Source organism: Kitasatospora sp. NPDC088264 (assembly GCF_040685715.1).
GTDB lineage: Bacteria > Actinomycetota > Actinomycetes > Streptomycetales > Streptomycetaceae > Kitasatospora.
Genome location: NZ_JBFBIR010000010.1, coordinates 28,214 through 49,704 on the forward strand (window position 1 = coordinate 28,214; position 21,491 = coordinate 49,704).

A 21,491-nucleotide genomic window follows, 5' to 3' on the forward strand; every position below is an offset into this window, starting at 1 on the left:
CGCGGTCTTCTCCCCGACCATGGCCCAGGCCATCAGGCGGGTGAGGCCAGGGGCCGATATCCGGGTCTGGTCGTCCGCCGAGTCGGCGAGCTTCTGGAGCACCAGCTTGTGGGCCTTCCCGCCCACCACCTCCTCCTCCAGGTATCCGGCAACGACAAACAGGTGGATGCTCACAGTTCCCCTCGAATGGCATCCAGAGCAGCCCTGGGGCCCGCACCGCGCAGGCCCCAGGGCGGTGCGCTGGTATCAGGTGCGTGCCGGACGGACGTTGATGGACCTGGCGGTCTTCGCGCCGGTGTCCTTCATCGGGACGGCGATGCCCTCCTGTTTGAGGAAGGCGACCATCACGTCCAGGTTCGGCACCATCGGCACGGTCACGCCGGCGTCGTCGTACAGGTCGACCATGGCCTGCACGTCGGGTCGCTTGACCGGGTTCCCGCCGCTCCAGGACAGCGTGTTGGCGCCGTAGGTGTCGGCCTTGGTCTGGTCGAGCTTGGCGCGGGCGAACGCCTTCACCTTCTTGCCCGCGCTCTCCTGCTCGTGCCCTCGGACGTAGTCGGCCAGGGCCTGCGCCCGGTCGTCGTCGTCCTTGACCAGCAGCGTCTGAACCGGGATACCCGGCCCGGTCTGCCCCCAGCACGCCGTGAGCCAGGGGCAGTAGTCGCACACCGCCGCCAGCCCTGGGCCATCGTGGTCGCGCGGCAGCTCCTCGGGGTCTTCGACCTCGAGTACGCGGTCAACCCAGAACAGCGCCGCGCTCGCCTCCAGCTCGTCGAAGTCGAACTCCTGTACGTGCTCTGCGCCGTCGTCCCTGCACACGAACCGGAAGCGGATGCGCTGGACGTCGATCGGGCCGAGCCGGGCGAGCGCCTTCTGTCCCCGCACGTCCGCGAAGCCGTGCTTGCGCAGGATCGCGGCGTAGAGGTAGACCTGCCGCAGCTCGGCCTTCGTCGCCCCGTACCGCAGCACGTGGTCCCACTTCCACACGGACTTCGTCTTCACGTCCTCGACGGTGCAGACCGCGGCCGGAACGCTGGGACGCAGCGCCTTCGGCAGTCGGGCCGCCGTGGCTTCGTCCAGTTGAACGGCATCGACGTGACCGCGCACGTTGTCGCCCACGACCGTCCGTTCCACCTGCCAGCCGAACTCCTTGCGCGCGTCCTCCAGCAGGCCGGCGTGGATGTAGGTGCCGAGGATCGCGGCCTTGCCCTCGTGGGTGTCGGTGCGTGCGGCGCCGGTGACGATGTACGCCGCGCGACGGGAGCAGACCGTGTCGGAGGCTCCGAGTTCGGTCTGCCGGGACCGTGGGCGCCGTCGGTCGGCGTTGTGCGCGGCCGTCCAGATGGACGGGGAGCCAGGGGCTGCACCCTGGAGGGGGGCCGTCGGGGCGGTCATCGGCCGACCTCCAGGAAGCTGCGCACGTACGCGGCGAAGGCCTCGGCGTCGCGCCGGTCGTCGGCCTGGTTCCCGCTGCCGCCTATCGTCCGGGACCGGCGCTTGCCGTCCTCGCGCCAGAGCACCTTCCACCGGCCGCCGGAGGCCGGGCGCACGCGCACACCGGCCTCGGCCGTCCGTCGGCGAGGCCGCTTGAGGGAGGACGTGAGCCGGTCGTTCTCAGCGTCGGCCTCCAGCAGCTCGTCGTCCAGCGCGTCGATCTCGTCCAGCAGCTCGTGCAGGACACGCTCCAGGTCAGGGACGAGGCTGGCGACGACCGAGGTCGTCGCCGCGTCCCACGCCCCGGACTCGGGGAACAGCACGGCCAGGTCCATCGCCCGGATCGCCGCGAGGCGGGCCTCGCTGATCGGCTTGGCGCTCATGCGGCCACCTCCGCAGAGGCCTCGGCCCCGGCGGCGGCCTTGCGCTCGGCCGCTGCGCGCAGCTTCTCCGCGTCGCTGCCCGCCGAACTGCCCATCTCCTCCTGCGGGTTGTCGATCTCGGCTGCCCGGCGCTCGATCTCCGCGCGAACCGTCAGCACTTCGTGGCGCGACAGCTGGACGTCGTCTCCACCCACGTACTTCCACATGCCGGCCAGCTCATCCCGGCTGGTGACTGTGGCGATCCGCTCCAGCCACGGCTGGACGCGGTCGCCGGCGAGCGCGGGCATGACCCTCGGCTGGGATTCCTGGGAGCAGCCGAGCATGTCGAAGACCAGCGTTTCGATCGAGAACTCGCGCAGCTGGAGCGGCTCCCGCTTGTTGACCCTCAGCCTCAGGGAGCGAGACGCGATGATCTGCGGGTCCTCGTCCCGGCGCAGGCGGACCCAGACCGTGGAGTCGAAGCCCGTGTCCTTCTGGGCTTGGACCCGCCACTCCGTCTTGTTCTTGATCGGCGTGCCGTTGTCGTCCACGGCGCTGGTCTGCTTCCCGCGAGCCAAGAGGACGGCGATGCCGGGCAGGGTTTGCAGCAGCCATATGACCCGGGTCCAGCGTTCAATGCTGTCGTTCCACAGGTTCATGCCGATGTCGATCGCCGCGTCGGGGTCGGACCGCAACAACGCCTTGTTCTTGTTGGTACGCCGGGCCCGTTCGTGGGTCCAGTTGGTGAGCATCCGCCACAGCGCGGAGCCGCTGTCGATGGTCAGGACGACGGGCGGCTCCCCGGCGAGGGCCGCGCGGCGAGCCTCGGCGTGCACGGCTTCTATCTGCTCCAGGATGTCCCGGTAAGTACCGTCGTGCTCGATGACCAGGTAGTCACTGCCGGGGATGGCGGCGTACTCGTCGGCCGAGCCCTCGCCCAGGTCGATCCAGTACATCTGGCCGATCTTGTCGGAGGCGGAGAACTCGGCGGCCGAATACGTCTTGCCCGCCTTCTCCTCGCCTTCGATCAAGATGAACGGCCACGGGACGATGCCGGTGGGGCGTCGTGTCTTGAGCTTCGGGCCGGCCGGTGCCGGCGCCTTGGGCGCTGATGCGCTCACGGTGGTCTCCAAGAGGTGTGGTTCAGGCCGCACGCAGGGCGCGGACTTCGAACACGGAGGCCCACTCCGGGTGGCGCTCGATGAGCAAACGCGCGTACCTGGAGCGGTAGTTGTTGTTGAGGCGGAAGACATCGCCACGGGTGTGCAGCCCGTAGCGCCATCGCAGGATTTCGAACAGCATCCCGATGCCGACGTGGGGAAAGCCCCTGCTCACGCAGTCGGCGGTCAGGTGCTCAAGGGCGTCGAGAACCCACGGGTTGAGTTCGTGGAAGCTCTCGAACCGCTGCTGGATCGTGGCGTCGGACAGGTCCTCGGGCTGCTGGATCTCCTCGATCCACAGCCCGGGGATCTCGTCCTGGTCGACGCGCATACCCCACCCCCTAGGTCGCCGACATCAGTCGTGCAACCTATCTTGAGGGTGGAGTGCGCGAAGATCAATCCCAATCAGCCACAGTCGTCCTCCGGGTGATGCAGGCTGCCGCAGACACAGGGCTCCGGCGGGAGCGCGTAGGTGGCAGCATCCAGGCACTCCGACAGGCGGTCGATGAACGCGCCCATCCGGGGGTCCTCAGCGGCCACCTGGACCGCGTCACCGATGGCGGCAAGCTCCCAGCGGTCAACCCTCAGGACCGCTTGGTCGCCGTCGATCTCAAAGTGTGCCATTCGGGCATTCCTCTCGACTCGGATGCAAATCCCCCTTGCGGGGTACTTATATCTTAGTCGCAAATAGCCTCTAAGTACACTAATGTCCCTATTTTTTGGCGCCCCGTCCCCGAGGGAGGACCACGGCGCCGGGGCCGGCGTACTGCCCCTCGCGCAGGGCCTTCACCACCTCCGGGTCCGGCTCCCACGGCAACGTCCGCGCTGTCTCCTGCAACTCGGCAACGGCGCCGAGGACGGTCTCCAGCAGCCACAACCCACCAGACCCGCCCAGGCGCCAGTCCGGGGCAGCGAACCGGCCGCTCTCGATCGCCGCGACCAACGTCGGCTGCGACGGCAGGTGGAAGAGCTCCACGATCTCCTGCTGGCCGACGATCGGCGGCAGATCCTCGCGCACCGCCGGCATCCAGCCCGGGCCCTGCTCCCGCTCCAGCCGGGCCAGGACCTCCTCGTCGAGCGTCTTCCCCCGCCCGGTCCTGCCGAACTCGACGGCGAACCCCAGCGGCCAGTACATCTGGCCCGAGACCACGATCGCCGTCTCCGGAGCGAGCGAGCCGCGGTGCACCCACTGGCGGGGCATCTGCTCCTTCACGCCGTACAACGCCGCGAACTCCTGCGTACCCACCAGGTGCGGCTTGCCGCGTCCCACCACCGTCGCCCTCCGAGTCTCCTGCCGAGAGGACCACTTTAGGCGTCTGACAGCCGAGCACCCGCTGCTATCGTGATCACCGGTCTTCCAAGAGGCCCGTGAGGCCCCCGTCCTGTGCAGGTGCGGGGGCCTCACAATTTCACGCCGCTGGACGCTTCACGACCTGCGGCACCTCAGCGGACACCGGGCAGCGCCGCCTTCCCCGCTTCGTACTGCGGCGGTCGGGCGTAGCCGAGGAGCCAGCCGAACTGCGGGCTGATGTGCTCCTCCGCGAACCGGAAGATCGCGTAGTACAGGAACCCCGAGGCCGGGGCCAGGACGCCGGCCACGGCGCCCGGGTCGAGGTCGAGGCCGTAGCGGCCGGCGAGTGCCACGAGCCAGCCCACCAGCGCCGGGACGCCGGTTCGCAGCAGGGACACGTAGACGTTCACGGTGTTCTCCTTCGTAGTGGGTGTCGTCAGGACCACAGGCGTCGCCAGGTCTCAGGCCCGGGGTAGCCGTCCGCGTCGGTCCCGCCCCATCCCTGTGCGCGCTGGAACGCCTCGACGTTGCGCCGGTCCGCTTCGCCCCAGGTCGGGCCCGGGCCGACGGTGTAGGCCTCGCCGTAGCCCTTGGCGACCAGGCGCTCGCCGAGCTGGCGGACGTAGTCGTTGGACTGGCCGGGGCGGAAGTAGGCCGCGCCCGGGAACGGCGGCTGCTCACCCGGGAGGCGGCCGAGCAGGCGGCGCAGCGAGTCCGGTCCGGGAACGCCGTCCGCGTCCGAACCGCTCAGGCCCAGACTGTGCTGGTAGTCCGCGTAGTTGAGGGTGTCCGCATCGGTCCAGCGCGGCCCCGGGCCGGACTCGTAGTGGCTGGCGAACCCGTGTACCACCAGGGCGTCGCCCACCTCGGTGACCTGGTCACCGTAGGCGCCGAAGCCGTACGCCAGACCGCCGATGCTGGTCTGGTAGCGGGCGGGCTGGTCCGCGTTCGGGTCGGGCGGGGGCGTCGCAGTGCCGCCGCCGGGCCGGGGGGCGCCAGCCTGTACCCAGCGGTAGAGGGCGTCCCCGGGGCACGAGGTGGCGTACCCGTCGCGATGGCCCCGGATCTGGCCCCCGGCGCCGTGGGCCTGGAGCAGGTCGATGCCGTCTCGGAGGGCGCCCAGCATGGCGTCGTTCGGCTCGGTCAGACCTTCGCTGCCCAGCAGGGCGCAGATCGCGTAGTGCGCCCGGTTCAGTGGCTGGCTGCCGTTGGCGCCCGTCCGCCGCCCGATGCCGCGCCCCTCGAAGAGCACGCCGTGGGGGCAAGCCAGGTAGTTGTAAGCGATGTCCGAGTAGTTCTCCTGGGTGTTCGCGAGGTGGCTGCTGCGAATCGCCTTGACCTCCTGGACGCATCGGTTGTGGTCGGCGAGGAGGTCGGGCGACACGAACGTGCCCTCGTAGTGGACTTTGACGCCCTGAGTGGTCGACTGGTCGGGCGCGGCGGACGCGGGCCAGCCGAGCTGGTCCCGGGTGACGAGCTGCATGCGCGTTCCTGCTTCTCCCCCGCGCCTGCATGGGTTTCGGTAGTGCTGATGGCGTGCGGCCTACGGGCTGCCGCCCTTGGACGCCAGCCACAACTGGATCGCGGCCACAACGAGCGGGGCCACGAACGCGCCGACGAGCCAGCGCCGGGCAGTCGCCGTCGCAGCCTCCGCCGACTCCCTGGCCCTTACCTCGGCGGCGAGGTCCCGCTCCACGACGGCGAGTCGCTGATCGACTAGCCGCTGGTCAGCCAGGTAGACGTCCTTGGTCACGGCTTGCTCAATACGGCCAGCCAGGACCTGGAGGTCGGCACGCAGGTCGTCGCGAAGGCCGACGAGGTGTTCACGCTGGTCCTCGCGCAGCTGGATCAGCGCGCGCTGAAGCTCCCACAGAGTGGGCTCGGCGGTCGGCGGGACACTCACTGCATGCTCCAACGTGGCGCCCCCGCACCGATGATCATCCTATGGCACCCCCGGCAGGCGGTCAGTCGACGCAGGACCATCGCACCCCGCTGAAGCTGATCCAGCCTCCGAACGCACCGGTCGCGGTCCACACTTCGAGGGCTCCGCTCGGCTGGAGGAACAGCGTCGCCGTCGGGGGGTTCGAGGCGGCCAGCGTGAACACCTCGCCCACCTTCGGCTGGAGCGCGGCGTCGTCGATGACGGCGACGGTCCCGCCCTGGAATCCGGCGGGAACGGCGGCGACTCCGCGCAGCATCACGGTGCCGTCGGGCATCCGCTTCACGCCCACCGACCGCCAGCCGTCCAGCGAGGTGCAGCCGTTCTGGAACGTCGGTGCCTTCCACGCCGCCGAGTCGGCCCGGACGACTCCGTCGGTGACGACGACGTCGCCGCCCTGCACCCTCAGGCCGCTGCCGGTCTGGAGCAGCACCTCACCGAGCAGGGCCCGGACGGTCAGGCCGTCCTTGTTGAGATACATCGCCGCGACCTGGTCGGCCAGTTGCGTGAACCAGGCCTCGGGGTTCAGGTGGGTGAGGGCGGTCTTGTATCCGCCGGTGCTGCGCCGCACGCTCATCTCGACGGAGGCGGCGTTCGTCGCGTCGCCGGCCGCTCCCCCGATCACGGCTTCGCCGGCGATCCCGTACTCACCGGCGACGCCGAGCGCCCAACCGCCTCGGGCCGGGTAACCCGTCCCGGGTGCACCGGAGTTAAGCCACAGTCGCGGGGTGTGGTTGCCGTCCTTGGTGAGCTGGGGGCCGGTCAGCCGCGTCATCGGGACGGCGCCGTCCGGCGTGGTGCGGACCTCGGCGGTGAGGCGGGCCGGCTCTTGCTCTGCCGTGGCGCCGGAGTACAGCAGAGCGGACGGCGCCCCGCTACCGTCGACCGGGTCGGTCGGCGTCAGCAGAACCCGGCGGCCGGACCCGGCGGTCTGAAGGATGCCGCCGGTGACGGTGACCCCCTTGATGGTCTTGCCGTCGATCGCATCGGCCTTGAGCATGTCGGCAGTAACGGAGCCGGCGGTGAGGATGCCCGCACGTAGGCTGTCGACATCGATCTGGGCGGCCGTGAGGACCTTGGGTTCGACGTCGCCTCCGACAAGACGCCGTGCCGATCCCTGGACCGGCGCAGACGGGGTGCTCGGTGTTCCGGAGGTGTTGACGGCAACCAAGCGAACAGTCACCGGGTCGTAGGAGGCCAGGCCGAGGAGCACGGTGCCGCCGGCCGGGGACTCGATGGCGGCGTGCGGATTGCGGATGTCGGGCTGCGCCTTCGCGTCGGGCAGGAGGTGGACCTGGACGCGGGCGAAATTGGCCGGGCACGTTCCGCCTTTTGCCCAGTCTCCAGTCCAGGCGACGGCTATGCCTCCCAGAATGCTGGTGACGGTCGGCGTCCCAGGGGCGGCGGGGGCAGGGCCGTTGACGATGGCGACGGCGGTGGTGCCGTCCGGCTGCTGTCCGATCACGGCGCGCAGCTTCCCGGCCGAGGTGACGGTGAGCGCGCCGTCATCGATGCTGCTGTGGGCCAGGCGGCTGGAGCGTGCCAGCTCGGGCACCGCTGCTTCCAACTTGGCTATGCGGGCTGCGAGTTCGTCCAGGGCGTTGGGCATGGTCAGACTCCGGTGGTGTAGGCGCGGGTGAGGCGCAGGGTGGCGGTCTCGGGCTGGTCGCCCTCGGCGGGGCGGATCGTGTAGCCGGTGACGCGGCACCAGCCGTCGAAGGAGGTCCACTGGTCGTGAACGGAGACTTGAACGTCGTCGCCGACGGCCCAGGAACCGATCGGCGCCGCAGGGTGGTCGACGACGGTGATCTCGTCCACCTGGGCGGTCTGCTGGCGGCGGGCCCGCTCTGCGCGGGCCAGCTGGGCCAGGATCGTGGGGTCGGTGATGGAGGGCCGGTCGAGGACGTGCTCCAGACGCAGTCGGTTGTTGCGGACCGCGTCGACGGTGCGCACCTTCGCGGAGCCCTCGCCGGCGCCGAGGGCCAGGATCACCTGTGCGTAGTCGTCGCCGCTGCTGGTGATCGGCACGGGCTGGACGATGTTGACGCCGTTCGCGAAGTGCAGGTCCTCACGGCGGGTACCCAGGCGCGGCCAGGCCACGGTGATGCGCCGGTCGGGCCGCTCGCCGTCCCAGCCGACAGTCTCGGTCCACTCCGGTCCGCCGTCCAACGCGGTGGCATCCCTGATCACGTTCGACAGCGGCGGTGCCTCCCACTCCTTGGTGGTGTAGGGGTGCTCGGCGTCGCCCAGGCGCGCCGGACATCCCCCCGGCGGCAGATCGACGCTCACACCGAGGTCGCCGTCCGGCTGCTCTTGCAGGTACGCCCAGACGTCACGGATTACCGTGCACGGGTCGGTACCGGGGTAGGGCCCACGGCCGCCGAGGTTGCCGTGCAGGTCGTGCCGGCTGCCCGGGTAGGAGCCGAACCCGGCGGCTTCCAGGGGAAGCCGGTCGTCCTCCGGCTTCGCGCGCCAGATCAGGCCGCCCCACAGGAGCCGCTGGTCGCGCTCGGCCCACAACAGCACCGTGCCAGCCTCGGCCTGGGTGGGCGCGAGGCGTGCGTACCGCGGCGCGAGCAGACCGCGCATCGACCCGGCCCCGTTCAGCTCGGGCCCGAACTCGACGCCGGACAACGGCAGATCATGAGCCAGGACCTCCCCCGTGAGGGCATCCGTCGTGAAGTACCGGTAGTCGGGGCCGGGCATCAGTAGACGCCTTCGACGAAGTCGACCTCAACGTGCATGGTGGTGTTGCCGTTGACGTCGATGTCGCCCTCCTTGGCGTAGCGCGCGGCCTGCACCATGAGCGTCTGGCTGGTGCCGCGCTGCTCCGGGCGCCACCAGTACTGGTCGACCATCTTGGAGCGGGTACGTCCCATGTAGGAGACGGCGTCGGCGTCGACGATGTCCACGTTGCCTGCGACGCCTGCGATCATCTGCCGAAACCCGATATTGACGCTGTCGGTGATGCGCAGGCCGTTCAGTTCCGTCACCACGTACGCGGACGTCGCCCACGCGGGCACGTCGATGCTGACCTGGGCCCCAGCGGAGGCCGGCCACTCCTGCCACACATTGGTCTGGCTGCCGATAGCCGAGTACCCGAAGGAACCGATAACCCGGACCTGGTGCTCACTTCGCGGGTTGGCGACCTTCCGCAGGTCGGTAATCATCGCGTCCGTGACGGTCTGGCAGTTCGGCGGGATCGTGATGCGGGCGAGCGGGAGCGCGGTCATACCCGGCGGCGCGCTGGCCGTCGCCGAGACGCCGGGTATGACATGGAAATAGCCGATGTCCTCCTTCACCGGGTCGCGCGTCCCTTCGAAGTCGGGGTCCTCAACCCGCAGGACCAGCAGGTCGGTTCGGCCGGTGCCGCCGGTGGGCGCGATCGGAACCAGGTGGTCGCCCACGTTGTACTGGGTGTAAGAGCCCTGGCCGAACGCCGCGCCGAGCACGATCGCGGAGCCGGCGCCGACCCGCACCCCCGGGCCGGGGGTGGCGGTCTGGCGAACCTTGAGATCGCCGCCCTCGGTCACCCCTTGGGAGCCTCGGGACAGATCGCGGACCATCATGCGCAGGGCGCGGGCGGGGTGTACGGCGCCGGTGACCATCAGGGGCGGCTGGATGAGCGTCATCGTCAGGGGTCCTTACAGGGAGGAGTGGGCGTCTCGCCACGTCACGGACAGGCGGGCGGTGTTGGTGGCGTCCTGGGCGGTCCAGCGGACCTCGGTGCGGCCGGGCGGGATCTGGAAGGCGTCGAGGCGCGAGGCGCGGCGCAGTGCGCCGGCCGCTGAGCCCTGGCCGCCGTTGCGCAGTACCCAGCGGGTGCCGGGTCGGGTCTCGATGTCGATCCACTCGCCGTCGCCGAGCGCGAGGTCGAAGTCGAGGACGGCGCCCGGGACGCCTTCGAGCCAGACCCTCGGGTTGACCACGGGCCCGGTGATGCGCAGGGTCGGCCAGGCGGGCCGGTTGCCGGCGTTGGGCGCCCAGCCGGGCCGGGCGGCCGGGTTGGCGGTGCCGGTCGTCATCGGGGCCCGCAGCGGCGCTTCGAAGCCGTCCTTGCGCTGGGGGTCGACGTCCAGGTGCAGCAGCACTCCGGACGGGGTGTCGGCGTACCAGGCCGGGTCCAGACCGACGTACGTGATCTGTACGGGGACCCAGCCGAACACGGCGTCGACGAGGCTGACCGCCTCGACGCCGGCCAGCCGCCCGTACAGGCGGCGCACCGGCTGTCCGGGCCTGCGGATGCGCAGCACATCGGTGGCGCCCGGAGTGAGGCGCACCTGTGTGTCAGCGGCCTGCTCCAGCGCGGCGAACTGGTCGAGCGCCGCATCGGGGCGACCGGGGGTGCGGATGCCGGCGGCGATGCGCAGGGTGCGCGGCGCGTAGGTGTCCCGGCCCGGGTAGTTACCGTCCTCGCCGGGGATGGGCCGGTCTCCGGCGCGCCGGTCCGGGGTGCCAATGCCCTCGATGTCCCGAATGAGCACGGTGGTGCCGTGTCCGATCAGGATGCCTCCGAGGTCGATCTGCCAGTCGGCCAGCTGCGCGGTGTCGATGGCCATCAGACGCGCCCTCCCCGCTGGATGTGGCGGACCTTGCGCATCACAGCCTCGGCAACCTGTTCGCCGCTGAGGTTGTTGCTGCCCGTGACGGTGACCGATATCGAGCCGACCAGCGGCGCCGGGACGTTGTCGCGCACGACGACGTTTGTGGTCGCGGAGCGGGCGGGAACCAGCTTCACCGCAGCCGGCCCGGACGACGAACCGGTCCAGGCGGTGTCCCTCCCATAGCCGACGGGGTTCAGCCGCCCGGCGCCGTACAGCACGGTGGCTCCGAAGCGCCCCGCGACCTCGTTGAGGATCAGCTTCGAGCGTTCCCGCTTGGCGGGGCTGAGCGGCAGGTACGCCTCCCCGCCTGTCTCCGGCTCGCCGAAGACCCGCCAGGAGCCGGCCGGGGCGATGTGCGCGATGTGCCGCTCCCCGCTCGGCGGGCGCAGCGCCCCGTTCGCGTAGAAGTCGACGATGCCGCCGTTCGCCCACCGGCCCATGCCGGGGATGTGCGGGGTGCCGTCGGAGTTGTAGCCGTCGTAGCTGAACTTCACCGGGATGTTGACGCTCTGCGGCGCGTTGACGTTCACGTTGATGCTCTTCGAGCCGGGGATGGCGCGCACCGATGCCCCGATCGAGTCGAGGGTCGCCTGGACCTTGGTCATGTCGCCGCTCATCAGCGCCTGGGTCAGCGCCTGAGCGGCGGCGGTGCCCTTGGTCTTGGAGACCTGGGCGATCAGGTCGAGCATGCCCGTCCACTCGCCGTTCGCCTGCTGGCCCGCGGTCTTGAAGGCGCCGACGACGGCGGTCAGGTCGGGCGGGGAGATCGGCTGGTTGGCTCCCCATGTGGCCTTCAGGCTGTTCATGGCCCGGTCGATGTCTCCGGCCAGCAGCGCATTGGCGAACGCGCCGGCCGCGTCGGTGCCCTTGGCCTGAGCGATCTTCGTGACGAGGTCGAGGCCGATCGCCATCTGCTCGCCGGACGCCGCCGTGGCGTCCTTCACGGCCTTCGTCATGTCCTGCACCGCCATGGTCTGGAGGACCTTGCCGAACGCGGCGACGTCGTTGGTCTCGGAGGCCTTCGCCCAGGCGCGCGCGACGTCCTGGCCGTAGCGCGCGGCGATGGCTGGCAGCTGCTCCAGACCGGACTGGAACGTGGCCTGCGAGCGGGCCGCGTCCTCCGTCAGGATCGACTGGAGCTCGTCGGCGACCTTGGTCTTCCCGTCCTTGAGCTGCTTCACCAGCTCGTCGAGCATGGGCGCCGCGCTGACGCCGAGCTCGGCGAAGTGGCTGGTGAGGTCGCCGTACCCCGCCAGGGCGAGTTCGCTGAGGTTCGCCTGGAAGCTGCGCTGCGCCTCCAGCTGACGGCGCAGCTCCGCCATGTAGTCGTCCAGCTTCGTCTTCGTCACCTGCACCAGGCCGCTCAGCTGGTCGGCGGCGCCCTGCTTGCCGGCCCGCAGGTTCTCCACCAGGGTGTGGGTCATGCCGGCGGAGGCGTCCCCGAGGGACCGCAGGTGGTCGGCGAGCGGGCCGTAGCCGCGGCGCGCAAGCTCGTCCAGGTCACCCTGGAACTCCTGCGAGGCCTTCACCTGCTTGCTGAGCGCGGTGGTGTACTCGCCGACGGACGCCTTGGTGAGGTCGATCTGCTGGCTGCTCAACTTCGCGGCCGAGCCCGCCCGTTCCTGCGCGGTCTTCCACGCCTCGGTCGGCTGGACCACGTCGCCGACGGCCTTGGCGAGGGCCTTCATCTGGTCGGTGTAGGCCGGCACGCCCTTCTTGTCGAGCGGGGCCAGGTCCTCCAGCGACCACGCCTTGGCGTTGCCCTGGACCGCCCGGCTGATCTTGCTGTTGACGATGTTCATCGTCTCCGCCAGGTCGGCTTCCTTCTGGACGGCCTCCTCCCAGACCTTCCGCTTCTCGGTCAGGATCTTCTTCGCCGCGTCGTACTTCCCCGCCTCGTTGCCCGCGACCTTGCGATCGAGGATGTCCTTCGACAGGCTCGACTCGCTCTGTTCGAGCTGCTTCTTCAAGGCCTCCAGCTTCGCGCCGCCGGACGCCACGGCGTCCACGGCCTCGGCGAGGTCGAGACCGCCGCGCCGGAGCTTCGCCGCGTCGTCGCCGCTGGTCAGCTGCTCCGCCAGCTTCCGGATGCCGCTGCCTTTCTCGCCCTCGCTGCGCTCCGCCTTGAGGGCCGAGACCAGCTCCTCCGTCGCGTCCTTCGCGCGCTGCTTGCCGGCGGTGTAGGCCGCGTACACGCCAATGCCCACCGTCAGGAGAGCGGTGAGGCCGCCGACCGCGAGGCCCGCCCCACGGAGCACGGCGGGGAAGACCGCGCCGCCCGCCTGGGCTTCGGCCAGCGCGGTGCGGAAGGCCGTGACCGCCGGGGCCGCCTTCACGAAGGCAGCCCGTACAAGAAGTCCTGCGGCGGACAGGCCGATCAGGATCTCGGCGGCGTCCTTCACGGGCCCCGGCAGGTCGTTGACCGACCCGAGCACCGTGTGCAGGATGCTGCCGAGGGCTTGCAGGGTCGGCAGGAGAGCTTGCGACAGGTCCATCCCGAGCGCCGTCGCTTCGTTGCGGAAGAGCGTCCACTGGCCGGAGACGGTCTGGGTCTGGATGGCGTAGGCACGCTGGGTTGCCCCGGCCCGCTCTACCTCGTTCGCGATGGCCGAGTACGTGGACGCGTAGTTCGCCCCGTCGGCCGCCGCCAGTGCCAGCATCGCCCTGACCGCCCTGATGTCCTTGAACATCACGGTGATCGCCTCGGCGTTGCCCTTGGTGACGCCGTTGAGGCGGTTGAGGACGACGTACAGGCCGTCCTGCGCGACGGCGCTGGCCGTCGACTCGTACCCGAGTCCCCGGACGGCGTCCCGCAGCTCCTGCGTGGGCTTCATCATCCGGGTCATCAACATGTTCAGCGCCGTGGCGGACTCAGCGGCCGGGATGCCGGCCAGCGTGATCGCGGCGAGCGCCGCGCTGAGGTCGTCGAAGCGCACGCCGGCCGCCGCAGCCATCGGCACCACGTCGCCGAGCTGCTGGGCCAACTCTTCGAAGGAGATGACGCCCAAGTCGACCGTCTTGAACATCACGTCCATGACGTCCGACGCCGCACTCACCGGCAGCCCGTAGGCCTTCATCACGCCGAGCAGCGCACGGGCGGACACCTCGGTCGTCGTCATGCCCGCAGACGCACCGGTGGCGGCGACCTCCAGGATCGACATGGCCTGCGCCCCGTCGTATCCGGTGCTGATCACCTGGTAGAGCCCCTCGGCGAGCTGGGACGCCGTCTGCGGCAGGCGGGTGGAGAGCTTGACGATCTCGTCGGTGAAGGCGGAAACGTTACTGCTGTCGATCTGCTGCGAGATCGTCATCACGTTCGCCATGTGCTTCTCAAGATCGATCGCTGCGCCGCTGCCCACGGTCAGGATCGCGGTGAGAAGCAGAGCGCCCTTGGCGAGTCGGTCCGCGCGCGCACTGGCCGCAGCCGTCCCGGCTGCCGCCACCTCCGCCTCGGCCCGTCCGACGGCTGCCAGCGACGCCGCCGTACGCCGTGCTGCCGCCTCCTCGGCCGCCGCCCGACCGGCGACCGCGGCTGCTGCCGCCGTCTCGGCCTCGGCTGCGGCGGCGCTGAACCTCTGGGCGACAAGGGCCGCACGGCCGGCCGCCTCCTGCGCGGTTGCCGCACGGGCCGCCTGGACGGTCTGCGCTTCCAGAGCCCGGGTCGCGGCAGCCGTCGCGGCAGCCGCCGTGTTCTGCGCCGCCGCTGCGCCGGCTCCGTTCGTGGCCTGCGCGCGGGCCGCCATCGTCTGTGCGATCTCCTGGGCCCGTGCAGCACGTGCCGTCGCCTCGACCGCTGCCGTGTGCTCCGCCTGGGCGCGCGCCGCGCTCTGGGCAGCTACTGCTTGCGCGCGGCCGGCCCGCTCGGCGGCGACCGCAGCCGCGTTCTGGGCTGCCGCCGACCGCTCGACGGACTCCCGGACCACCGCCTGCGCGCGGGTGGCCTCCGCCGCAGCAGCGGCCTGGGCCCGGCCGAGTGCCTGTGCCGCAGCTTCAACCCGCTCCAGAGCGGCACGCGTGCCGCTCAGCTGGCCGTCGAAGGCACGGAGCTGCTGCGCTCCGCCTCGAAGCCCGGTGATCAGGCCCCCGAGGGACGCCTGGAGCGCCACGTAGAGGTTGTAGGCGCCGCCCACGACCGATCATTCCTGTCTGGGCCGAAGCCCGATCTTGACCCCGCGCCCGTCCGGTCCCTCGGGGACCTGTTCCTGTTCCATGGCGATCAGCTCGCACCCCGGGCAGCGGTACGTCTCGGCGACGTAGGCGAACCGGTCACCGTGGTGCTGCTCGTCCCACTCGTCAGCCCGCGTGCCGCACCCGTCGCAGACGGCCCGGCTGAACTCCAGGTAGGCCAGCGCCTTCTCCCGGTCCAGGGACGTCCACCGGCCGCGGCCGACGCCAAGGAACTGGCTGTGCGGAATGCCGTACGACGCGCACAGCTCCAGCTCCAGCCTCAGTTGCCGGTCTGCGGTCAGCCTTTTCCCAGGTCGCCCCGGAGCGTCTGGTTCACGGTGAGGGCGGCGGTAAACAGCAGTCGAGCGTCCGGCTCGGACCACTCGTCGAGGAGGCCCTGGGCGTCCGCCACGCTCATGCCGTCCACCTCAACGCCGTTCTCGTCCCGTTCGACGTGGCAGGCGGCCACCAACGCGGCAGGAAAGGTGTCGACGTCATACTCCATGCCCTGGTCGGCCTGCTCCTCGGTCGGACCGTGTGCTTCGAGCAGCGCCTTCCACACCGGCCTCGGCAGCGCCCGGAAGGTGAGGCTGATCGTCACGGCCTCGAGTTCGGCCTTCGCCGTGGCGAGCGCCGACGTCGCGATGACCACCAGGGCGTGGTCCTCGATCCACCGGTCCCGGTCGCCGTCCGGAACGCCCTGGTCTTCCGCCGCCGTGCGAGCGGCAGCCCGAGCCGTCGCCAGCTCGATCGTCGCCGTTGTGACCCGGGACTTGGCGTCGTCGTCGTCGCAGAACTCCGCGATGCGTTCCGCGAGCGGGCGGGCGCGCAGCCGCGCCATCTTCCGCGCCCAGTGCGGGTCCTTCGCCACCGCGCTGGCGGGAGGCTGCTGCTGAATCGCCATCACGCGCCACCCGCCGCCGGGATCGCGGCGTCCAGGGTCGGGATGTCGGTCACGGCGAAGACGACCTTGAACTTCGCCGGCTCAGTTCCAGTGCTGTAACTCGCCGCTCGGGAGGCCACGCGCACCGGGAAGATGTCCATGCTCCGCGAGGCCGCCACGTCGCCCTTGCGCTGGATCACGATGTAGCCGGTGACCCCCTTGCTGAGCAGGCCCTCCACGACCTCGCTGGCCAAGTCCTCGTAGAACGTCAGGCTGGAGGTCGCCGCCTTGTCCTCACCCGGAATGGTCGACGCGAACACGCTCCCGAGGTCAGGGGTTTCAATCGGGCTGTTCTCCAACGCCCAGCCCTCGATGTCGGACACCAGCCGCGACAGGTCGGTGGCTCCCGCGCCGCCCAGCTCCGCGCGGGTCGGGACGTTGGTGGGGGATGCGATGGTCTTCAGGTAGTGGATCCGGGTGGTGCCGCGGCGCATGAACCGCTGCTGCGTGGAGGCCACGCTGACTCTCGCCTTCCGGGGCAGTCCCGGGCACCGGAGACCTGCCCCCAACCAGCCACCCGGCGACGGGTGGTGTGGGAGTCAGCCCGTGCTGTCGGCCGGGCGTCCGTGTGGTCTCCACGGTGAGGTTGTGCCGGTCAGCTGCCTGGCGTGGTGACGTGCAGCACGAACCGCTCCACGTAACTGTATACACCCGCCTCGGGGGTGATCCCCTCCGCATTGTCGAGGGATCGGCCGATCACCACGTGGCCCGCAGCAGCGATCGGCACGGCGAAGCCGCCGGACCCGGCTCGCCCGAGCAGCGTCGAGCGCACCTTGTCGCCCATCCACTCGGCCTGCTCGGCGCTCTGGCCGATGCTGGTCACCTGGTACAGCAGCCTCGCGTCCGCGTCGGCATCGCCGAAGGGCGGCCCGTCGCTCGTGCCGCCCAGCGGGTAGAGCACGCAGTACGGAATCGCCGCCCCGGTCGGCGACGCACCCGCGGCGGGGACGACTCCGTACCCGCAGCTGCGGCCGGTCCCGGTCACCAGCGCGGCCTGAACGGCCAGCGACACCGCCCGCCCGACAACCGGCACTACTCGTCCTCGCCCTGCTGCACGTCGGCGACCCGGGAAGCGGTGATCGCGCCGGCGAGGTCCAGCGCCGCGTACCGCACCATGCCCTCCCGGTCCCAGGCAGCCATGTCCGGCGGCGACGTCTCCACGAACAGGCCGATCTCTCCGGTCGTCTCGTCGAAGACCTCCAGCAGCAGCACCGCACGTGAGAGCAGGCCCGCGCCGTGCGTGCGCAGGACGCCGGCCACCGCCTCGTGGAGGTCCGCGACGAACTGGCTGCGGGAGTCGGTCATCGGGCTCCGTCCGCGACGGTGCCCATGGCCGCCAGGAAGGCTGGCCGGATGCGCTCGACCGCCGGGCCGACGTGCGGGTACGGCCGCTGGTTGAACACCCGGCCGAGGATGTCCCGGCCGACGAAGCCGAACTCCAGGCGCCTGCCCTGCGGCTTGTTGGTCCCGACGACCGCTTCCACTCCGGCCGCGGTCTGCTGCACCTCGTGCGTCCAGGAACGGCGGTAGTCGCCGGTCGGGGCGTTCGGGCCAGGACGCCCGGAGGCGTTCGCCTTGATCGCCGTCTCCAGCAGCATGGCGTGATGGCGGACCACGGCCGTCGCCATCGGCAGCAGGGCCAGGGCCCGGGCATCCAGCTCGGCCGCGATCTGCGCGCCGTTGCTGTACGCGCCCGCGCTCGGGTGGGCATTCGGGTGCGGGTTGAGCGGCGACGCCATCAGTCCGTCACCTCGCCCGCGTTCCGCTTCCCGAGCGCCCACTCGGTGAGCTGGACCAGGAGCGCCGCAGTGAACTCGTGCGCGCCTTCGGTCATCAGGTCGTGACGGTCGAGGACCGCACGCTCCAACTCCCCTGCGTCCAAAGCCGCGAGGAACGCAGCGGCGGCCGGGCCCGGCTCAGGTTCCTCACCGATCACGACCCTCGCGGCGCCCTCCCACCTGTCGATGTGGTGCGGCGCGATCAGGAGCGCCAGCTCGGGCAGCTCGCCGGCCTGCTGCTGGAGGCTGTAGGCCCGAACGTCGCGGCTGACGTCGACGCCGTCCACCTCGATTCGGGCAACCACGCCGTCAGGACTGATCCGGACGCGGCTCGTGCTGGTGCTCTGATCCATGCTCCGACCCTAGGAGGCGAGCAAGACAGCAGGTCAGGCCATGTGCGGTGGTTCGGGGACGGGCGCTGCTGGGCTTCGAGTGGCCGGGTGCCCGAGCTGCACCTCCGCCGTCTGCTCGATCTGCATCCACGTCGTCCGCAGCACCGACATGGCGCCGCTCTCGCCCGGGTCGAGGACCCGGAACGTGCGGCCGACCGCCGCAGCGTCCCGGCTCTGCACGATCGTGACACGGTTGCCCTCGACCGCAACCGGCGCGTTCACGGGCGTGAACAGCAGGTAGCGCCCGTCACCGGCCGCCACGTACGGCCGGCCCTCCGGCCGAACCACCACGCCCGGGCCATCGGACGCGCGGTGAAGGCCGGCACCCTCGTAGCGCACGACCTCCGGACCGGGCACGTACTGACCGGTGGCAGAATCGAGAACCGGAGGGCCCGGTTCGCTGATCCGCACGACCTCGTCGCGCAGGACAAGCCGCTCGACGCGGGCGGACAGGCCAGCTGGGAGAAGCCCCGAGGGCGGCGGTGTGCTCATGACTCGACCCTAGGGCGGCCGACAGACAGCACCTTCTGCTTCGACGACTTCTCCTCGAATCGAACAGGCGGTCACATATCGCCATCCGACTAGCCGTCAGTTTCGTTGCCCCTGTACTGATATCTTCCAGGCGTGAACCGCGACAGCAGCTCGCTTGTGTCTCGCCTTTCCCGACCTCTGCGCCTCATCGTCACGGGTGGCGGAACCGGCGGCCACACGTACCCGGCCCTCACAGCGATCCGTGCCCTGCGTTCGCGGGTCGCCGAGGCGGGCGGGTCCGTGGACGTGCTGTGGATCGGCACGTCGGCCGGCCTCGAAGCCAAGGTCGCCGCCGCCGAGAACATCCCCTTCAAGACCGTCGCCACCGGAAAGATCCGGCGCAGCTCCAATCCGCTCAAGCTGGTGTCGCCCTCCAACATCAAGGACATGGGGCGCGTCCCGCTCGGTGTCGCCCAGGCCCGGTCCGCCGTCGCAGACTTCGCGCCGGACGTGGTGCTGGGCACCGGCGGGTACGTCGCGGTGCCGGTCGGCATGGCTGCCCGGATGTGTCACCGGCCGTTGGTCGTCCACGAGCAGACCGTCCGGCTGGGGCTCGGCAACCGGGCCCTGGCCCGTATGGCGACCCGCGTCGCGGTGTCCTCCGAGTCCACGTTGCAGTACCTGCCCGAGGCAGCCCGGTCCACCGCCGTCGTCACCGGCAATCCGGTGCGCCCCGAGGTGCTGACCGGGCAGCCTGATAAAGCCGTCCAGGCACTCGGCCTGTGGGGGTTCGAGCGGGCTCTACCGACCGTGTACGTCACCGGTGGCGCCCAGGGTTCTCAGCAGATCAACCAGTTGGTCAGTGACGTCCTGCCGTGGCTCCTCGGACACGCCAACGTGGTCCACCAGTGCGGCCCCGCCAACGAGGAGGCGCTGCGGGACCGCGCCACTTCGCTGCCCGAGCCCCTGCGCGGCCGGTACCTGCTGACCGGATTCGTCGGCCCGGAGCTGCCCGACGTCCTGGCGCTAGCCGACGTGGTGATCTCTCGTTCCGGCGCCGGGACGCTGGCCGAACTCACCGCGCTCGGGCGGGCGGCAGTGTTCATCCCGCTGGCGACGTCTGCGGGGAACGAGCAGGAGCACAACGCCCGACACCTGGCCGACGCCGACGCGGCGGTCGCCCTCCTTGGACGGGCCACGCCGGATGCCTTGCGTGAGGCGATCGGTCCGCTGCTGACCGACCCGGCCCGCCGCGCCGCGATCGCGCGCCGGGCCGGTGAGCACGGCCGCCCCGATGCCGCCGATCGGCTGGTGGACGTGCTGCTGTCGGTCATCGAACCCTAGGAGCCCAGGTCGAGCAGGTGACGGACGGCGCCGGCCTGGATCGTGGACACGCACTCCTTGAACACCGGGTAGGCGTCCTGCCAGGGGTCGTGGACGTCCTCGCCCTGAATGAACAGGTCGAGCTTTTCGGCGGCCGGTTGCCCGGTCGTCATCTCCTTCAGCTCGGCGAGGATTGCCCGGTCCATCGCGATCACGGCGTCCGCCCAGTCGAGCATGTGGCCGTTGACCTTGACCGCGCGGTGATCCCGAATGTCGTAGCCCTCCTCAGCAGCGGCCCGGACCGCGTTGGTGTGCGGCGGGTTACCGACGTGGCGCTCCCGCAGTCCGGCCGACCGGACCTCGACCTTGTCGCCGCCAATCTGAGTGAGCACCGCGGCCGCGATCGGCGAGCGATTGTGGTTGCCCAGGCAGACCACCAGGATCCGGTGTCGGTGCGGGTGGCGGACGGTTTCGGTGGTCATGCTGTCTCCTTGACGGCGCGGGCGAGGGCGGTGACAACGAACCGGACGCTGTCGTACGTCATCGCAGGGTGGAAGGGCAGGCCGAGGATCTGTGCGGCGACCCTCTCGGTCACCGGCAGGTCGCGGTGCCAGGCCGCGAAGCCGGGCTGGGTGTGGTTGGGGGGGTAGTGCACGGCCACGCCGATGTTCTCGGTGCGCAGCCGGTGGAACACCTCGTCGCGGCCCCGGTCCAGGCGCACGACGCAGTTGAACGGCACCGTGTTGGCCACGTCCACGTCCACCAGGTGCACGCCGTCGAGGCCGGACAGCTCGGCCTGGTAGGTGCGCCACAGGTGCTGGCGCATCGTGGCGACCCCGGTGAAGTGCTCCAGCTGTACGAGGCCGATCGCCGCGTTCAGCTGCGACATGTCGAAGCGCATCCCGGCGCCCTGGACCTCGTAGGTGGTCAGGCCGGCCCTGGTGTCCCTGGACTGGACGATGCCGAACAGCCGCAGGCTGCGCAGATTGTCGGCCTCAGCGCGGCTACGGGGGACGATCGCTCCGCCCTGTCCGGTGGTGAGGTTCTTGATCGGGTCGAAGGAGAAGCACGTCACGGTGTCCGGGTCGGCGCCGACCATCCATCCACCCGGGGCCCGGGAGCCGAAGGCGTGCGCGGCGTCCTCGACAACCTGGATTCCCCGCTTCGCCAGGGCGGCCCGGATCGGGCTGAGATCGACGGCCCGGCCTCCGTACAGCACGGGCATGACGGCCTTGGTGTCCGGGGTGATGGCCTCCATCACGGTGTCCGGGGTGACGGCCAGGGTCTCGGGGTCGATCTCGGCGAAGCGCGGGCGGGCGCCACCGAAGGCGATCGCCTGGACGCTGGCGGCGAAGGTCAGCGAGGGTACGACCACATCGTCACCGGGGCCGATGCCGACCGAGCGCAGAGCGAGGTGGAGCGCGGAGGTGCCAGAGTTCACGGCGACTGCGTCCGGGACTCCGAGCAGTTCGGCGATGCCGGCCTCGAACCGGTCGGTGGCCGGGCCGTGGCCCCACTGTCCGCGGGACAGTACGGCCTCCAACGCGGCGATCTCGCCGCCGTGGACGATCGGCGCGGCGTTGCGCTCGACGCCGGGGGGTGTCGGTTCCATCAAGGCCTCTCTTGG

Annotated in this window: 24 protein-coding genes; 1 reads left to right on the forward strand and 23 read right to left on the reverse strand. The window is 70.7% G+C overall.

Annotated features, from left to right (window positions below; genetic code table 11):
* Positions 1-246 precede the first annotated feature (246 nt).
* The 21 genes from AB0O82_RS10630 to AB0O82_RS10730 form a co-directional block, all read right to left on the reverse strand.
* Entirely contained in the window at positions 247-1,395 is a 1,149-nt protein-coding gene (locus tag AB0O82_RS10630) for a hypothetical protein (RefSeq protein WP_363582220.1), read from the reverse strand.
* Positions 1,392-1,817 carry a hypothetical protein gene (locus AB0O82_RS10635; protein ID WP_363582222.1) on the reverse strand — a complete coding sequence of 142 codons (426 nt, stop codon included), beginning with the start codon at positions 1,815-1,817 and terminating at the stop codon, positions 1,392-1,394. The genes AB0O82_RS10630 and AB0O82_RS10635 overlap by 4 nt, the downstream gene beginning before the upstream one ends.
* Positions 1,814-2,929: an AAA family ATPase gene (locus AB0O82_RS10640; protein ID WP_363582224.1), complete on the reverse strand. Its 1,116-nt coding sequence runs from the start codon at positions 2,927-2,929 to the stop codon at positions 1,814-1,816. The genes AB0O82_RS10635 and AB0O82_RS10640 overlap by 4 nt, the downstream gene beginning before the upstream one ends.
* A gap of 10 nt (positions 2,930-2,939) precedes the next feature.
* Positions 2,940-3,287 carry a hypothetical protein gene (locus AB0O82_RS10645; RefSeq protein WP_363582226.1) on the reverse strand — a complete coding sequence of 116 codons (348 nt, stop codon included), beginning with the start codon at positions 3,285-3,287 and terminating at the stop codon, positions 2,940-2,942.
* Positions 3,288-3,361: 74 nt separating this feature from the next.
* The gene (locus AB0O82_RS10650; RefSeq protein WP_363582228.1) at positions 3,362-3,580 is read right to left on the reverse strand and encodes a hypothetical protein; all 219 of its coding nucleotides are present in this window, start codon (positions 3,578-3,580) and stop codon (positions 3,362-3,364) included.
* 88 nt (positions 3,581-3,668) lie between these two features.
* A complete protein-coding gene (locus AB0O82_RS10655; RefSeq protein WP_363582230.1) occupies positions 3,669-4,226 on the reverse strand; it encodes a hypothetical protein in 558 nt (185 codons plus the stop codon).
* A gap of 173 nt (positions 4,227-4,399) precedes the next feature.
* Positions 4,400-4,657 carry a hypothetical protein gene (locus AB0O82_RS10660; protein ID WP_363582232.1) on the reverse strand — a complete coding sequence of 86 codons (258 nt, stop codon included), beginning with the start codon at positions 4,655-4,657 and terminating at the stop codon, positions 4,400-4,402.
* A 26-nt stretch (positions 4,658-4,683) separates the two neighbouring features.
* Positions 4,684-5,730 carry a peptidoglycan-binding protein gene (locus AB0O82_RS10665; protein WP_363582234.1) on the reverse strand — a complete coding sequence of 349 codons (1,047 nt, stop codon included), beginning with the start codon at positions 5,728-5,730 and terminating at the stop codon, positions 4,684-4,686.
* A 60-nt stretch (positions 5,731-5,790) separates the two neighbouring features.
* Positions 5,791-6,150, reverse strand: a complete 360-nt coding sequence (locus AB0O82_RS10670; RefSeq protein WP_363582236.1) for a hypothetical protein — start codon at positions 6,148-6,150, stop codon at positions 5,791-5,793.
* 61 nt (positions 6,151-6,211) lie between these two features.
* Positions 6,212-7,795: a hypothetical protein gene (locus AB0O82_RS10675; protein ID WP_363582238.1), complete on the reverse strand. Its 1,584-nt coding sequence runs from the start codon at positions 7,793-7,795 to the stop codon at positions 6,212-6,214.
* Between the two features lie 2 nt (positions 7,796-7,797).
* Positions 7,798-8,892 (reverse strand): hypothetical protein, encoded by a 1,095-nt coding sequence (locus tag AB0O82_RS10680; RefSeq protein WP_363582240.1) that lies wholly within the window; start codon positions 8,890-8,892, stop codon positions 7,798-7,800.
* Complete coding sequence (locus tag AB0O82_RS10685) at positions 8,892-9,818, reverse strand: hypothetical protein (protein WP_363582241.1); 927 nt, start codon at positions 9,816-9,818, stop codon at positions 8,892-8,894. The genes AB0O82_RS10680 and AB0O82_RS10685 overlap by 1 nt, the downstream gene beginning before the upstream one ends.
* 12 nt (positions 9,819-9,830) lie before the next feature.
* On the reverse strand, positions 9,831-10,745 hold the full coding sequence (locus AB0O82_RS10690; protein WP_363582243.1) for a hypothetical protein: 915 nt from the start codon (positions 10,743-10,745) through the stop codon (positions 9,831-9,833).
* The gene (locus AB0O82_RS10695; protein WP_363582245.1) at positions 10,745-14,920 is read right to left on the reverse strand and encodes a phage tail tape measure protein; all 4,176 of its coding nucleotides are present in this window, start codon (positions 14,918-14,920) and stop codon (positions 10,745-10,747) included. Before AB0O82_RS10695 ends, AB0O82_RS10690 begins: the two co-directional genes overlap by 1 nt.
* Positions 14,921-15,255: 335 nt before the next feature.
* Positions 15,256-15,861, reverse strand: a complete 606-nt coding sequence (locus AB0O82_RS10700) for a hypothetical protein (RefSeq protein ID WP_363582247.1) — start codon at positions 15,859-15,861, stop codon at positions 15,256-15,258.
* Positions 15,861-16,358 (reverse strand): hypothetical protein, encoded by a 498-nt coding sequence (locus AB0O82_RS10705; RefSeq protein ID WP_363582249.1) that lies wholly within the window; start codon positions 16,356-16,358, stop codon positions 15,861-15,863. Before AB0O82_RS10705 ends, AB0O82_RS10700 begins: the two co-directional genes overlap by 1 nt.
* 137 nt (positions 16,359-16,495) lie before the next feature.
* The gene (locus tag AB0O82_RS10710) at positions 16,496-16,933 is read right to left on the reverse strand and encodes a hypothetical protein (RefSeq protein WP_363582251.1); all 438 of its coding nucleotides are present in this window, start codon (positions 16,931-16,933) and stop codon (positions 16,496-16,498) included.
* The gene (locus AB0O82_RS10715) at positions 16,933-17,205 is read right to left on the reverse strand and encodes a hypothetical protein (RefSeq protein WP_363582253.1); all 273 of its coding nucleotides are present in this window, start codon (positions 17,203-17,205) and stop codon (positions 16,933-16,935) included. The genes AB0O82_RS10710 and AB0O82_RS10715 overlap by 1 nt, the downstream gene beginning before the upstream one ends.
* The gene (locus AB0O82_RS10720; protein ID WP_363582255.1) at positions 17,202-17,639 is read right to left on the reverse strand and encodes an HK97 gp10 family phage protein; all 438 of its coding nucleotides are present in this window, start codon (positions 17,637-17,639) and stop codon (positions 17,202-17,204) included. The genes AB0O82_RS10715 and AB0O82_RS10720 overlap by 4 nt, the downstream gene beginning before the upstream one ends.
* Entirely contained in the window at positions 17,639-18,031 is a 393-nt protein-coding gene (locus tag AB0O82_RS10725; RefSeq protein WP_363582257.1) for a hypothetical protein, read from the reverse strand. The genes AB0O82_RS10720 and AB0O82_RS10725 overlap by 1 nt, the downstream gene beginning before the upstream one ends.
* A 33-nt stretch (positions 18,032-18,064) precedes the next feature.
* Positions 18,065-18,562 (reverse strand): DUF6093 family protein, encoded by a 498-nt coding sequence (locus AB0O82_RS10730; protein WP_363582259.1) that lies wholly within the window; start codon positions 18,560-18,562, stop codon positions 18,065-18,067.
* 177 nt (positions 18,563-18,739) lie between these two features.
* On the opposite strand from AB0O82_RS10730, the gene AB0O82_RS10735 reads away from it, so the two are divergent.
* On the forward strand, positions 18,740-19,885 hold the full coding sequence (locus AB0O82_RS10735; protein WP_363582486.1) for a UDP-N-acetylglucosamine--N-acetylmuramyl-(pentapeptide) pyrophosphoryl-undecaprenol N-acetylglucosamine transferase: 1,146 nt from the start codon (positions 18,740-18,742) through the stop codon (positions 19,883-19,885).
* Here the strand turns inward: AB0O82_RS10735 and AB0O82_RS10740 are convergent.
* The gene (locus tag AB0O82_RS10740) at positions 19,882-20,346 is read right to left on the reverse strand and encodes a low molecular weight phosphotyrosine protein phosphatase (RefSeq protein WP_363582261.1); all 465 of its coding nucleotides are present in this window, start codon (positions 20,344-20,346) and stop codon (positions 19,882-19,884) included. The two genes, AB0O82_RS10735 and AB0O82_RS10740, sit on opposite strands and share 4 nt — an antisense overlap.
* Positions 20,343-21,476, reverse strand: coding sequence for a DegT/DnrJ/EryC1/StrS family aminotransferase (locus AB0O82_RS10745; protein ID WP_363582263.1), 1,134 nt, complete (start codon positions 21,474-21,476; stop codon positions 20,343-20,345). Before AB0O82_RS10745 ends, AB0O82_RS10740 begins: the two co-directional genes overlap by 4 nt.
* Positions 21,477-21,491 lie beyond the last annotated feature (15 nt).

What these genes read in the sequence shown, in the direction of transcription:
- AB0O82_RS10630 (WP_363582220.1), bottom strand. Translation starts at nt 1,395, where the DNA reads ATGACCGCCCCGACGGCCCCCCTCCAGGGTGCAGCCCCTGGCTCCCCG.
- AB0O82_RS10635 (WP_363582222.1), bottom strand. Translation starts at nt 1,817, where the DNA reads ATGAGCGCCAAGCCGATCAGCGAGGCCCGCCTCGCGGCGATCCGGGCG.
- AB0O82_RS10645 (WP_363582226.1), bottom strand. Translation starts at nt 3,287, where the DNA reads ATGCGCGTCGACCAGGACGAGATCCCCGGGCTGTGGATCGAGGAGATC.
- AB0O82_RS10650 (WP_363582228.1), bottom strand. Translation starts at nt 3,580, where the DNA reads ATGGCACACTTTGAGATCGACGGCGACCAAGCGGTCCTGAGGGTTGAC.
- AB0O82_RS10665 (WP_363582234.1), bottom strand. Translation starts at nt 5,730, where the DNA reads ATGCAGCTCGTCACCCGGGACCAGCTCGGCTGGCCCGCGTCCGCCGCG.
- AB0O82_RS10675 (WP_363582238.1), bottom strand. Translation starts at nt 7,795, where the DNA reads ATGCCCAACGCCCTGGACGAACTCGCAGCCCGCATAGCCAAGTTGGAA.
- AB0O82_RS10680 (WP_363582240.1), bottom strand. Translation starts at nt 8,892, where the DNA reads ATGCCCGGCCCCGACTACCGGTACTTCACGACGGATGCCCTCACGGGG.
- AB0O82_RS10685 (WP_363582241.1), bottom strand. Translation starts at nt 9,818, where the DNA reads ATGACGCTCATCCAGCCGCCCCTGATGGTCACCGGCGCCGTACACCCC.
- AB0O82_RS10690 (WP_363582243.1), bottom strand. Translation starts at nt 10,745, where the DNA reads ATGGCCATCGACACCGCGCAGCTGGCCGACTGGCAGATCGACCTCGGA.
- AB0O82_RS10700 (WP_363582247.1), bottom strand. Translation starts at nt 15,861, where the DNA reads ATGGCGATTCAGCAGCAGCCTCCCGCCAGCGCGGTGGCGAAGGACCCG.
- AB0O82_RS10715 (WP_363582253.1), bottom strand. Translation starts at nt 17,205, where the DNA reads ATGACCGACTCCCGCAGCCAGTTCGTCGCGGACCTCCACGAGGCGGTG.
- AB0O82_RS10720 (WP_363582255.1), bottom strand. Translation starts at nt 17,639, where the DNA reads ATGGCGTCGCCGCTCAACCCGCACCCGAATGCCCACCCGAGCGCGGGC.
- AB0O82_RS10725 (WP_363582257.1), bottom strand. Translation starts at nt 18,031, where the DNA reads ATGGATCAGAGCACCAGCACGAGCCGCGTCCGGATCAGTCCTGACGGC.
- AB0O82_RS10730 (WP_363582259.1), bottom strand. Translation starts at nt 18,562, where the DNA reads ATGAGCACACCGCCGCCCTCGGGGCTTCTCCCAGCTGGCCTGTCCGCC.
- AB0O82_RS10740 (WP_363582261.1), bottom strand. Translation starts at nt 20,346, where the DNA reads ATGACCACCGAAACCGTCCGCCACCCGCACCGACACCGGATCCTGGTG.
- AB0O82_RS10745 (WP_363582263.1), bottom strand. Translation starts at nt 21,476, where the DNA reads ATGGAACCGACACCCCCCGGCGTCGAGCGCAACGCCGCGCCGATCGTC.